This window comes from Promicromonospora aerolata (assembly GCF_042682255.1).
GTDB lineage: Bacteria > Actinomycetota > Actinomycetes > Actinomycetales > Cellulomonadaceae > Promicromonospora > Promicromonospora aerolata.
The window spans coordinates 2,224,393-2,237,177 of sequence record NZ_JBHUHF010000001.1; the positions used below are offsets into that span (position 1 = coordinate 2,224,393).

The 12,785-nt window shown below is 72.5% G+C and carries 10 protein-coding genes; 6 read left to right on the forward strand and 4 right to left on the reverse strand.

Annotation, left to right across the window (positions count from 1 at the left end):
• Positions 1-80: 80 nt before the first annotated feature.
• Positions 81-1,778 carry a CocE/NonD family hydrolase gene (locus ACFSL2_RS10045; RefSeq protein WP_377197723.1) on the reverse strand — a complete coding sequence of 566 codons (1,698 nt, stop codon included), beginning with the start codon at positions 1,776-1,778 and terminating at the stop codon, positions 81-83.
• A gap of 151 nt (positions 1,779-1,929) precedes the next feature.
• Between ACFSL2_RS10045 and ACFSL2_RS10050 the strand changes: the two genes are divergently transcribed.
• From ACFSL2_RS10050 to ACFSL2_RS10060, 3 genes are read left to right on the forward strand one after another with little or no spacing between them, the layout of a single operon-like run.
• Positions 1,930-2,451: a PadR family transcriptional regulator gene (locus ACFSL2_RS10050; RefSeq protein WP_377197724.1), complete on the forward strand. Its 522-nt coding sequence runs from the start codon at positions 1,930-1,932 to the stop codon at positions 2,449-2,451.
• Between the two features lie 58 nt (positions 2,452-2,509).
• Positions 2,510-3,193 (forward strand): ABC transporter ATP-binding protein, encoded by a 684-nt coding sequence (locus tag ACFSL2_RS10055; RefSeq protein WP_377197725.1) that lies wholly within the window; start codon positions 2,510-2,512, stop codon positions 3,191-3,193.
• Entirely contained in the window at positions 3,190-5,493 is a 2,304-nt protein-coding gene (locus ACFSL2_RS10060) for an FtsX-like permease family protein (protein WP_377197726.1), read from the forward strand. Before ACFSL2_RS10055 ends, ACFSL2_RS10060 begins: the two co-directional genes overlap by 4 nt.
• A 53-nt stretch (positions 5,494-5,546) precedes the next feature.
• Here ACFSL2_RS10060 and ACFSL2_RS10065 read toward each other — a convergent pair whose 3' ends face one another.
• Entirely contained in the window at positions 5,547-8,936 is a 3,390-nt protein-coding gene (locus tag ACFSL2_RS10065) for a family 43 glycosylhydrolase (protein WP_377197727.1), read from the reverse strand.
• 512 nt (positions 8,937-9,448) lie between these two features.
• On the opposite strand from ACFSL2_RS10065, the gene erm reads away from it, so the two are divergent.
• The 3 genes from erm (at position 9,449) to ACFSL2_RS10080 (ending at position 11,564) form a co-directional block, all read left to right on the forward strand.
• Entirely contained in the window at positions 9,449-10,351 is a 903-nt protein-coding gene (gene erm / locus ACFSL2_RS10070) for a 23S ribosomal RNA methyltransferase Erm (RefSeq protein WP_377197728.1), read from the forward strand.
• 58 nt (positions 10,352-10,409) lie between these two features.
• Positions 10,410-11,006, forward strand: a complete 597-nt coding sequence (locus tag ACFSL2_RS10075; RefSeq protein ID WP_377197729.1) for a hypothetical protein — start codon at positions 10,410-10,412, stop codon at positions 11,004-11,006.
• A gap of 159 nt (positions 11,007-11,165) precedes the next feature.
• On the forward strand, positions 11,166-11,564 hold the full coding sequence (locus ACFSL2_RS10080; protein ID WP_377197730.1) for a DUF4345 domain-containing protein: 399 nt from the start codon (positions 11,166-11,168) through the stop codon (positions 11,562-11,564).
• A 131-nt stretch (positions 11,565-11,695) separates the two neighbouring features.
• Here the strand turns inward: ACFSL2_RS10080 and ACFSL2_RS10085 are convergent, their stop codons facing one another.
• The gene (locus ACFSL2_RS10085; protein WP_377197731.1) at positions 11,696-12,037 is read right to left on the reverse strand and encodes a nuclear transport factor 2 family protein; all 342 of its coding nucleotides are present in this window, start codon (positions 12,035-12,037) and stop codon (positions 11,696-11,698) included.
• A gap of 129 nt (positions 12,038-12,166) precedes the next feature.
• The gene (locus ACFSL2_RS10090; RefSeq protein WP_377197732.1) at positions 12,167-12,682 is read right to left on the reverse strand and encodes a GNAT family N-acetyltransferase; all 516 of its coding nucleotides are present in this window, start codon (positions 12,680-12,682) and stop codon (positions 12,167-12,169) included.
• Positions 12,683-12,785: the final 103 nt, after the last annotated feature.

Here is a 12,785-nt window from a genome sequence, read left to right on the forward strand (position 1 = left end):
ACCGATCTGTTCGTGCTGCAACAACTCCATACCCATCTCCCGTTCGACAGCCTGCAACTCTACCCTTGCTGTCGCCGACGTTACGGCAGGGGCCCAGTCCCGGGGACGCCCCGTCGCCCGTCGGCCGGGACGGGGAGCAGGACGGCCGACGGCCTGGCCGCGTCGTGCAGGATCTCCTGGTCGACGGCGACAGCCTCGGTGCCGAGCTGATCGCCGGTACCCAGGTTGCGGTCGTACCGGGGATGGGCTCCGCCGGAGACCTGCAACCGGAGCCGGTGGCCGCGCCGGAACCGGTACGCCGTCGGCCAGAGGTCGATCCGTACGGCCCGCACGCCGTCGGCATCCGGCTCGTCCTGCGCCGTGAGCCGGAGGATGCCGTCGCAGACGTTGACGGAGCGCCCGTTCGGCGCCACGTCGCACAGCCGTGCCAGGACATCCGTGTGGCTAAGGCTGGAGCGCAGATGGATCTCGGCGGCGACCGTGCCGTGCACGTCGAGGTCGTCCGGCAGCTCCGGGCCGGTGAAGGTGAGCACGTCGGGACGGGCCTCCAGCGACCGGTTGTCGCGCACACCGCCCCCGTACATGCGCGGCCCGCCCACGGCCGGCGTCGGATCCGCCGGGTCGTACCGGAACCTCGACGAGTCACCCGGAGCATCATCGTCCGGACCGGCGCCGCCCGGAGCCGACCCGTCGGGTTCGAGCCGGCCACCGGGCCGCAGCCGCCACCGGGCGGTCTCCTGGCCGACGGGCGGCCACTCCGGGTGGTCTTCCCACCGGTCGGCTCCCGGCACGAACACGCGGACGGACCCGCTGGGCGGGCTGCCCGCACCGCGCAGCGCGTGATCGAGCACCGCGAACGCCTCGCGCTGGTACCCGCGGGTCATGACGCCCCCGCCGTGGGTCCACGGGCCGACGAGGAGCCGCACCTGTTTCCCTGCTTCGCGCAGGGCGGCGTAGCGATCGATCGTGCCGGGCAGGAAGATGTCCTGCCAGCCACCGGCGAGGTGCACGACCGGCGGCATGTTCGCGGCATGGTCCCGGTGGTCGGAACGGTCCCAGAACTCACCGGGCTCCGGGTGTGCGAGCCAGTCCTGGAAGAAGTCGACGGACTCCCCGGTCACTGCCCGGTCGGCCGCGGTGACGGGGAGCCGGCCGGCTGCCGAGCGCACCCGGCGCCGCGCACCCGGGAGGCGCAGCAGCCCCGCGAGCAGCGAGTCTCCACCCGGGCGCGCCAGGGCATGCATCTGCTCCGCCCAGCCCAACCAGTCGTGCAGCGCGAACGCGCCCCCGCGGTACATGAAGGTCGCGTAGACCTCCGCGGGCGCGTCCTGGACGAGGGCGGCCTTCCACTCCGGGACGGGGGCACCGGCCAGCTCCCACTGGGCGTAGCCGAGGAAGCTCGCGCCCCAGGTCGCGAAGGCACCGTGGAACCAGTCCTGCTCCCGGAGCCAGGCGATCAGCGCAGGACCGTCCGCGCTCTCCAGGTTCCATCCGGTGAACCTGCCACCGGAGCCGCCGGTGCCGCGCAGGCTCACCACCAGAACCTGGTACCCCCGCTCGGCGATCAGCCGGGCCATGAGGCCCATGCTGGCGCGCCCGTACGGCGTCCGGATCAGCACCAGCGGCACGTGCTCGTCGTCGGCCGGATGATAGCGGTCGGCCAGCACGCGGACGCCGTCGGCCATGGGGATACCCAGGTCGCGGGCGACGCGGACGCGGGGCGTCCGCACGGGCGGCAGGCCGAGGCTACGGCCAAGGATCCTGGTGAGGACTGTCATCGTCGAGATCGGCTCCATGAGGTCGTCGGTCGTGATCGTCAGCCATCGCGCACGACGAACCTACAACCCGAGTCGGCCACGCAGGTGCTGGTCACGTCGCCCGATCGCCCCGTCGACACCCGGTGTATACACAGCGTGTATAGTTCGGGCCATGACTGTTGCACACGCCCTGCTGGGCCTCCTCGAGTCCGGCCCGCGCCACGGTTATGACCTGAAGCGTTCCTACGACGACCGGTTCGGCCAGGACCGGCCGCTGCACTACGGCCAGGTCTACTCGACGCTCGCCCGGTTGCTGAAGAACGGCCTCGTCGAGGTCGAGGCCGAGCCCGGCGCAGGCCCCGACCGCAAGAAGTACGCGATCACGGACGCCGGGGTTTCCGACGTCGCCGGCTGGCTCGCCGAGCCCGAGAAGCCCGAGCCGTATCTCCAGAGCACGCTCTACACGAAGGTCGTGCTCGCCCTGCTGACGGGGTACGACGCCAACGACGTGCTCGACGCGCAGCGCTCGGAGCACCTGCGCCTCATGCGTGAGCTCACGCGCCGCAGGGACGGTGGCGACCTGGCCGACCAGCTCGTCTGCGACCACGCCCTCTTCCATCTGGAGGCGGATCTGCGCTGGCTGGAGCTCACCGCCGCACGCATCCAGCAGCTCGCCACGCACGTCCGCGCCTAGCGCGCCGCCCGCACGACACCCCGGCACACCTGCCACGCGATCCGACCCTGGAGACCCGATGCCCACCGAACCACTGCTCACCGCCGAGAGCCTGCATCTCGGCTTCGGCGCCACCACGGCGCTGGACGACGCCTCCGTTCAGGTCCACGCCGGGGAGATCCTCGCGCTGATGGGCCCCTCCGGATCCGGCAAGTCCACCCTGCTGCACTGCCTCGCCGGGATCCTCACCCCGGACTCGGGCCGCGTGACCTACGGGGGGCGGGACCTCACCGCGATGCACGACGGCGAGCGCAGCGCCCTGCGCCGCAGCGAGTTCGGGTTCGTCTTCCAGTTCGGACAGCTCGTCCCGGAACTCACCTGCCTCGAGAACGTGGCGCTCCCGCTGCGGCTCGGCGGCGCGAGCCGCCGTGCGGCCCTGCGCAGCGCGGAGGCCTGGCTGGACCGGCTCGAGGTGTCGGACGTCGCGGGCAAGCGCCCCGGCCAGGCCTCCGGCGGGCAGGGGCAGCGCGTGGCGGTCGCCCGTGCCCTCGTGACCCGGCCCAAGGTCGTGTTCGCCGACGAACCGACGGGCGCCCTCGACACCCTGAACGGCGAGCGGGTCATGCAGCTCTTCGTGGCGGCCGCCCGGGACACCGGTGCCGCCGTCGTGCTCGTCACCCACGAGCCGCGCGTCGCCGCGTACTCCGACCACGAGGCCGTCGTCCGGGACGGCCGCGTGCGGGCCCGGGAGTACGTCCGATGAGCCGGGTCGGCGACCTCGCCCTCGGCGTGCGCCTCAGTGTCGGCGGTGGGCGGTCGGGCTGGGTCCGGCTGGCCCTCATCGCCGTCGGCGTCGGGCTCGGCGTGGCGATGCTGCTGATCGCCGCGAGCGTCCCCACGGTCCTCGACGCCCGCGCGGAGCGGGCCGAGGCCCGGTCGGTGGCCGCCGACCAGGAGCTGGCCCTGGGCGAGCCGACGGCGCTCACGCAGGAGGTCCGCTCGATGTACCGCGAGGCCCCTCTCGTCGGGCGGGTGATCCAGCCGGAGGGCGAGGGCGCGCCGCTCCCCCCGGGTGTGGAGCAGCAGCTCGCGCCCGGCGACCTGGTGGTCTCCCCCGCCCTGGCCGAGCTGCTCGCCTCCGACGACGGCGCCGCGCTGCAGGGCCGCTGGGGCGACCGCGTCGTCGGCACCATCGGGCACGAAGGCCTCACCGGGCCCGAGGAGCTCCGGTTCTACCTGGGCACGGACGAGCTCACCACCGCGAACGCCTCCCGCATCCAGTCGTTCGGCGGGGCGGAGCAGCACGACGAGGGCCTGGACACCGTCATGATGCTGCTGGTCCTGGTGGGCATGGTCGTCCTGCTGCTGCCCGTCGCGATCTTCATCAGCACGGCCGTACGCTTCGGCAGCGAGAACCGCGACCGCCGGCTCGCGGCCCTGCGCCTGGTCGGCGCCGACGCCACGATGACCCGGCGGGTCGCCGCGGGCGAGACGCTCACGGGCGCCGCGGGCGGGCTCGTCGTCGGCGGCCTGCTGTTCCTCGCGATCGGGCAGGTGGCGGGCAGCGCGGTCCCCGCGAACCTGAGCTTCTATCCCGGGGACCTGCGTCCCGCCCCGCTGCTCGCGGCGCTGACCGTGGTCCTGGTGCCGGTGACGACGGTCCTGGTCACGCTCTCCGCGCTGAAGCACGTGCTGGTCGAGCCGCTCGGCGTGGTCCGGCGCAGCAGCGAGCGCCGACGGCGGTTCTGGTGGCGGCTGGTCTTCCCGGTGGCGGGCGTCGCCCTGCTGTCACCCCTGGTCAACGGCCTCGAGGACGACCTGCTGAGCCAGGTCATGGTGGTGGCCGGCCTGGTCCTGGTGCTGGTCGGCGTGGCGCTGATCCTGCCGTGGCTGGTCGAGGCGACGGTGCACCGGCTCGGTGCCGGCAGCGTCGCCTGGGACCTGGCGGTGCGGCGCCTGCAGCTGGACAGCGGGACCGCGGTCCGCGCGGTCTCCGGCATCGCGGTCTCCGTCGCCGGGCTGATCGCGCTGCAGGGTCTGACGGGTGCGATCGGGGCGCTCTCGACAGAGAAGCAGGCCGACACGAGCACGTTCCAGGCGTCGGTGCTGGACATCGATCCGGACGCCGGCTCGTCCGAGACGTGGAGCCGTGAGCTCGCCCGCGCCGAGGGCGTGCGGGATGTCGGCACGCTGACGTCCGTGTGGGCGCTCCCGGCCGAGCCGGGGGAGACGGGATCGGCGGCGGGTGACGGCGAGATGCTCATCGAGCAGGGCACGTGCGAGGTGCTGGCCCAGGAGGCGCAGGTGGGCTCGTGCGACGACGGTGACGTCTTCGTCGTCGCCGCGGGCGGCGCGGCCACGCCGGAGCCCGGCACCACGTACCTGCTGGGCACCGCGGGCGGCGGCGACGCGCGGTGGACGCTCCCGGCGTCGGCCGAGACCGTGGCGCCACCGGAGGGCGGGATCGGCGCGATGGGCGGGATGCCCGCGCGGATCCTGGTCACGCCCGGGGCGCTGGACGGGATCGCGCTCGGTGCGGAGTCGGTGACGGCGTACGTCGCCCTCGACCCCGCCGTGCCCGACGCGCTGGAGCACATGCGCACCGCGGCCGCCCAGGTCGACCCGGTCGCGTACGCCTCGCCGATCGAGCAGGAGCGCATCCTCTCGGTCCTGGGCGGCGTGCGGCAGGTGCTCCTGATCGGGACGGCGGCCCTGCTGCTGATGATCGGCGCGAGCATGCTGGTCAATGTCGTCGAACAGCTCCGGGAACGCCGTCAGCTGCTCGCGGTGCTCGTCGCCTTCGGTACGCGGCGCCGCACGCTGGGCGGCTCGGTGCTCTTCCAGGTGGCCATACCCGTGGTGCTGGGGCTCGGCCTGGCCGTCGTGACGGGTTCGGGGCTGGCGCTGGCGCTGCAGGCGGCGGTCGAGGCCCCGCTCGCGTTCGACTGGGTGGGGGTGGGCGTGACCTCCGGGGTCGCCGCGCTGATGGTGCTGCTCACCACGGCCGCCGGGTTGCCGCTGCTGTGGCACCTCACTCGCCCGGGCGCGCTCCGCAGCGAGTGACTGCGGCCCTGACTCGGCGTACCTGGTACGCCGAGTCAGGGCCGCAGTACCTTCTACTTCGCCTGCACCTCCGCGCTCTTCCCGGAGAGCGCCACGCCTGGGAAGGCGCCGGGGCGCGCGGCGGTCACCCGGACGGACAGACGGTGCCCGACGTCGGCGGTGGTCACCCGCAACGTCTGCCGGGTCGCACCGGCCACGGGCTCGCCGTCCCGCAGCCACTGGTACGTGAACGTCACGTCGTCCTTGTCCCACGTGCCGGGGGTACCGGTGAGGGTCCCGCCGACCGCGGCCTTGCCCCGTACCTTCGGCGCGCGCACGGACTCGGGTTGCTCACCGTCGTACGCGAGCGGGTCGACGCTGGTGAGCGTCGGCACCACCTTCTCCATGAGGCCGTCGGCACCGAAGGTCAGTCGGTCGATGGTGGTCTCCCGGTGTGTGCCGTCCCCACCGGGCAGGGCGAACCGGTGATAGGCGATGTACCACTCGTCGGTGCCCGGCACCTGCACGATCGAGCTGTGGCCGCTGCCCAGGATGCCCTGGGTGGGGTCCTTCTCCAGGATCACGCCGCGGTAGGTCCACGGCCCGTCGACGCTGGTGGCGGTGGCGTAGCCGACCCGGTAGTTCGGCGACCCGGTGTCGTCGATCGAGTACGTCAGGTGGTACAGCCCGTCGCGGTAGTTGAGGAAGGTGCCCTCGCGGTAGTCGGTCAGGCCACCGATGCGCTCGAGCGTGTCCTGCTTGATCGACAGCATGTCGTCGCTCAGCTCGGCGTACACCGGCCCGTTCGACGGTCCGCCGTTGCCCCAGAACAGGTAGAACTTCCCGGTCTCCGGGTCCTCGAACGCGGCCGGGTCGATCGCCTGGCCCGACGTGACCGCCTCGTTGTTGAGGATCATCGCCTCGGGCTGCGCGGTGAACGGTCCCTCGGGGCTGTCGGCCACGGCGACGCCGATCGTCTTGCGACCGTACGCCGGGTTGTGGCCGGAGAAGTAGAAGTAGTACTTGCCGGCGCGCTCGATGATGGTCGGCGCCCAGGCGTTGCCGCTGGCCCACGGCACGTTGCCGTCCTCGCCGTCCAGGGTCAGGAACGGCTCGTCCGAACGCTCCCAGTCGGCCAGGTTCTTCGACGTCCAGACGTAGAAGTCCTTGCCGCCCCACCCGGCGACGCCGTCCGAGGTCGCGTAAAGGTAGTAGGTGTCGCCGAAGCGGGCAATGTTCGGGTCGGCGTACAGGCCCGGCAGCACCGGCGACCGCATCTCGACGGCGCGCACCGTCCAGTCGCGGGTGTCGCCGTTCTCGGCCGTGACCGTGAAGGTCCGCGCCGCAGACAGGTCGACGGGTCCGGTGACCTCCGGCGAGACCGTCGACGTGGAGACGACCTCGAAGGCCGGCTCCAGCGCCGTCAGGTCGGTACCGGGCGTGACGGGCAGGGTCACGGTCGACGTCGCCGCGTCGATCACCGCCGGGACCTTGAGGCTGTCGAGCTCCACGCCGGTGATGGCGGTCGGGTCCGCCCCGAGCTCCCGCACCTCGCCGGCCGAGAGCGCACGGTTGTAGATCCGGAAATCGCGCACCTTGCCCTTGAGGTACCGGTCGGCGTCGTAGACGGAGCGGCCCAGGTAGTTGGCCGTGGTCCGGCCGTCACCGATGTCGCCGGGCTCGATCGTGACGCCGGTCCGCTCCCCGACCTGCACCCCGTCGAGGTAGAGCGTGGCGGTGCCGTCCTGGAGCGTGTAGGTCAGCGTCTTCCAGACCCCGCGGGGCAGCGCCGAACCTGACGCGACGGTCTGCTCGGTGCTCCAGTTCCCGGTAGCGATCGAGGTCCGGTAGTTGTTGCCCGTGGTGAACAGGTAGCCGTTGCCGACGCCCGCGCCGTCGGTGTTGCCGAGGCCCCAGATGAAGTATGGCGTCGCCTGGCCCGGGTCCAGCCAGACCTCCGTCGACACGGTGATCGCCTCCAGGCCCGCCATCATGTCGTTCGGCAGCTTCAGGTGACCGTTGGTGCCGCCGAGCTGCAGCGCGCCGTCGGCCCAGGTGGTGTCGCCGCTGACCGTGCCGTCGTAACCGTGGCCGGTGCTGTCCTCGGCGACCGCGCCGGAGGCCTCGTCCAGGTCGTACTGCGCGACCAGGCCGTTCTCGTCGGCGACGACGGGCGTCGGCGGCTCGGGGAGCACGATGCCGTCACGCAGGGCCGCGAGCTCGGCGCCGGTGACGGGGATGACGGTGCCGTGGCGCGGGCTGGCCGGCAGGTCGTAGGAGGACGCCACCTGCCAGTCCGGGTTCTCCAGGTCGTCCGTGCCGAGCGGGATGTAGCCGCGGCCGCCGTACTCGTCGACGAACAAGTAGTACGGCGAGCCGGAGGTGTCGCCGGGGTTGGCCTTGAAGACGGTGGGCCCCTCGACGGCGGAGGTGCCAGCGTCGCGGCCGATGCAGCCGGCCATGAACTCCCACGCCGGGTCGCCCGGCCGGTCGACGGCGGTCAGCGTCGGCGACTTCTCCTGGATGATGTCGGAGCAGCCGGTGCCGCCACCGCCCTCGTCCTTGGTGAAGCGGTAGTAGGTGTCGTTCTCCTCGATCACGGTGGAGTCGATCCGCGACTCGCCGCGGTCCTGCCAGATCTTGGCCTCGCTGAACGTCACGAAGTCCCGCGTGGTCGCGTAGAGCATCCGGTTGTAGGCGCTCCCGGTGTGGTCCGGGTCGTCCTCGGCGTACAGCTTCGACGCCCAGAAGACCACGTACTGCTGGAGCGACTCGTCCCAGTACGCCTCGGGCGCCCAGGTGTTGCCCGCGTTGTCCGGCGAGACCTTGACGTGCCGCTGCTCGGACCAGTTGACCAGGTCCGTGGACTCCCAGATCTCCAGGTGCTTGCTGCCCTGCCGCTGTGCGGCGTCCCAGTCGCCGTTGCGGCCGATGGACAGGTCCGTGGCGATCAGGAAGAAGCGGTCGCCCTCGGGCGAGCGGATCAGGAACGGGTCACGCAGCCCGAGGGTGCCCTCGGTCGACTCGAGCGTCGGCCGGCCCTCGTTCAGCTCGTCCCACTGCAGCGCGTCGTTGCCGCGGCTCGCCGCGAAGTAGATCTTCTCGCCGGCGACCGAGTTCCCGGTGAAGTAGCTGAAGGCGTACCCCTCGTACGGCGCGGTGGCCGGCTGCTCCCGCACGGTCACGGCGATCTCCCGCGTGGCCGTCGCACCGGCGACCTCGGCGGTAGCGGTCAGGGTGATCTGCGTGTCTCCCGCGCCGTGCGCGGGGCGGTGGACCAGGCCGTCGGTGGCGACGACGGCGGGGTCGGACGACGCCCAGGTGACCGTCGCGTCGTGCAGGCCGGACGACGGCAGGGTGAGGTGCCCCCGGACGTCGTCGGCGTGCACGATGCTGAGCGCGGCGGCCGCGGCGTCGGCGTCCGCCTGCGGCCCCTCGGCGGTGGAGGCGGCGCTCTCGGACATCGTGGTCTCCGGGGCGGCCGCCGGCGCCCGGGACGCCGCGGCGCTTGCTGGGAGGAGTGGGAAAAGACTTCCGAGCAGTGCCACGACGGCGCCCACGGCGACCGTACGGAGGGGCAGCCGGGACGGACTGGTGCTTCTTTGCACGGTGACCTCACGAGAAATGTGAACGTTAACAGTGGCGCCATACGACCATCGGCGCATCTCCCTGTCAAGCCCTCCGCAGAGAACCGCGAAGCTCTCCACGGAGAACCACGCGGGCCTCCGGCAGAAACCCGTGGAGCCCTCCGGCAGAAAAACCGTGGCGTCCCCGGGACGGCGGTTCGTAGGGTCGGCCGCGATGAATGCGATGACCATGAACGCGACCATGAACGCGATGATCAGGGAGCGCTCCGCCCGCTAGCGGCGCGGAACGCACACCCACACCCAGCGCGTGCCCCGCGCCGCCGGCCTCTCGCCGGGCGGCGCTCTTGTGCTGCCCGGAACTCAGGTACCGACGACTTCCGGAGCACCCCATGCCGCGCAACCGTTCTTCCCGCACCGCCGCACCCGCCGCACCCGCCGCACCCGCCGCACCCGCCGCACCCGCCGCACCCGCCGCACCCGCCGCCGGGCATGATCCCCGCCCCTACCTGGGTGGTGCCCATGAGCTGGGCCAGAATCTCCTGGTCGATCCCCGCGTGGTCCACCGCATCGTGGACCTCGTGCCCGACGCCGACCGTCCCCTGGTCGAGTGGGCCGCCGGCCGCGGAGCGCTGACCATGCCCCTGGCGAGCCTCGGCCGCCCGGTCGAGGCGGTCGAGATCGACCCGCGCTCGGTCGGGCGGCTGTCCCGGACCGTGCCCGGCAACGTGACCGTCACGCGGGACGACATCCTGCGGCACGCACCGCCGTCGGCCCCCTACGACCTGGTGTGCAACGTGCCGTTCCACCTCACCACCCCGGTGCTGCGCCGGCTGTTCACCCTGGCCGGCTGGCAGCGCGCCGTGCTGGTCACCCAGTGGGAGGTCGCGCGCAAGCGCGCTGCCGTCGGCGGCTCCACGCTCCTGACCGCGCAGTGGTGGCCGTGGTTCACGCCCCGGCTGGACCGCCGGGTCCCCGCCGCCGCGTTCCGGCCCCGGCCGAGCGTGGACGCCGGCCTGCTGGTGATCGACCGCCGGTCGAGCCCGCTGCTGCCCGGGGGCGAGCAGCGCGGGTATCAGCGCTTCGCCGCGACCGTGTTCAACGGGCGAGGGCGCGGCGTGCAGGAGGCCCTCGTGCGCCAAGGGCTCGCCCGGGACGACGTCCGACGGTGGGCGCGGGAGCACGGCGTCGGACCCCGTGCGCTCCCCCGCGACCTGGACGCCGGGGCCTGGGTGGGTGCGTACCGCCTGTCGGGCCGGCGGCGCGGTGACCGCCGGCGATCTGCACCGAGCTGACCAGGGCCGTCACGCGATACTCAGCGGATCCTCATGTCCGTGCGATCGAATGGTCCCCATGACTTCGAGCACCCCCCGCCGCCCTCGCCGCCGCTGGATCACCGCCGTCGTCTCGGTGGTCGGGGTGCTCGTCGTTCTGGGCGTGGCCGGCGAGCTCGTCCTCCGCAGCGTCATCGACGACCGGATCGAGACCGCGACGACGGACCTGCCGCCCGGCATGTCGGTGGCCCGCGACGACACGCCCGCGCTCTGGCAGGTGGCGACCGGACGGGCCACGCTGCGGGTCGAGGTGACTCCGGAGGCCCTCACCGACGCCGCGCGGACCGCCACCGACCTGCCGGAGCTCGAGCTCACGCCGGCGTCCGACGGCCTGGTCGCCCGGCTGCCACTGTCCATCGCTGGTGGCGAGCAGACCGCCGACGTGCTGCTGTCCGTGACGGCTGAGGCCGGTCAGGCCGTGCTCCGGGCGGACACCGTCGAGGTCGGCGGGCTCTCGCTCCCCGTCGCCACGCTGGCGGACCAGCTCGGCGACTCGCAGCTCAACCAGCTCGCCGAGGGCGTCGCCTTCCCGGAGGGCGAGGACCAGGTGGCGATCTCGTCGGCGCAGGCGACCGAGGACGGACTGGAGCTCGGGGCCGAGGTGGCGATGTGGTGAGCGACGGGACTTGAACCCTCGGCCGGCGGCGCGCTCGGCGACGGCGACCGGGGTCACGACGGCGCACTTGGCGACCGCCGGCCAGGTCACTGACGGCGGGCTCGGTGACGGGCGGGCCGGGTCACGATGACGGCGGGAGGTGCATGCCACACTGCGCGCATGGGTCACCGAACACTGATCGTGGTCACCGCCGTGCTCGGCGCCGTCCCCGTGCTGAGCGGGCTCCTCGGGATCGTGGGCGGTCCGGAGGCGTTGCCCGGCGGCGGGCCGGTGAACGCCACCGTCGACAGCGAGTACCGGTTCATCAACGTGTTCTGGCTCGCGGCGGGACTGCTCATCTGGTGGAGCCTGCGCCGGCCGGCGCAACGCGCCGACGTGACCCGGGTGATCCTCGCGATCGCATCGCTCGGCGCTGTCCCGAGGCTCGTCTCCGTGGCCGTGTCCGGCTGGCCGCACCCCGTGTTCGTCGGAGCGCTCGTGCTGGAGCTGCTGGTGGTCCCCCTGGTGATCTGGTGGCACCTGCGGACGTTCCCGCGGCCGATGCGCGACAGCTCCTGAACGGCGACCACTACTGAAGGTGGTTCAGCAGGCCGGTCCCGACCGGAATGGCCCGACAAACGGTCGCTGACAGCCTGCTGAACGAGAGTCAGCTCACGGCGCGTCAGGTCACGGCGATTCAGCTTCCGGCGTCAGCTCAGGACCAGGCTCGCGATCTTGCCGTCGCGCAGCTCGAACTTGAACGGTCCGGTCCCGTTGAACCGGTTGCTCGTCACCTTGATGTTCGCGGTGTACTCGCCGTGCGCGGAGCCGGGCAGCACCGAGATCAGCTCGAACTGGCTCTGCATCCCGATGTTGTCGGTCTCGTTCCAGCTCCGGACCCCGTCCGGGCCGTGGAACTCGCGCCCCCAGTCGTTGAGGTAGGCGTCGTCGGTGAACGTGGCCACGAACCGCTCGGTGTCGGCGGCGTTGGTGGCGTCGATGAACTCCTGGATGACGGGCGGGACGACGGCGGGCGGGTCGGTGACAGCCATGCGGGCCTCCAAGGCACTCGGTTCCCTCGACCATAAGCACACTTCGCCCCGCCAACCAGGGCGCGGCGGTCCTCCCCTGGCGCGGCACGGCGTGCACCGCGGGCCTCCGGCACGACGCGCACCGCGGGTCTACGACGCGACGCGCAGGCGGAGCTCGTAGAACCGCCAGAGGTGCTGCAGGTCGGCAGGGATCTCGGAGCCGTCGTAGGGCGCACGCTCCACGAACCCGCGTGACGCGTAGAGCCGGTGCGCCGCCCGCATGAAGCGGTTGCTGTCCAGCCGGACCACCGACGCCCGCAGCTCGTCCCGGGACAGCTCCAGCAGCCAGTCGAGCATCGCCGAACCGACGTGGGCACCGCGATGCTCGGGGCGCACGAACATCCGCTTGAGCTCGACGGCCCCGTCGGTCTGCAGCCGCAAGGCCGCGACCCCGGCCGGCGAGCCGTCCAGCTCCGCGAGCGCGACCACTCCGGACGGACGCCGGAACGCGCGCAGGGCGTCCGCCGTGTGCTCCGGCGCTGCCCCCATCGCGAACCCGTACGTCTGCTCGAACGTGGCGAGCGCCCACGTCATGTACTCCGTCATGAGACCGAGCACGGCGTCGTCGTCGGACGGGGACGCCTCCCGGATGCGTAGCTCGCTCAACTCGACCGCCCCTTTCCACCGTGACCGAACATTAACCGTTTCACCAGGTAGTTCCCGTCCGGACCGCCTCCGCACAGTGTTCCTGCACGCGCCGTGGCGGGCT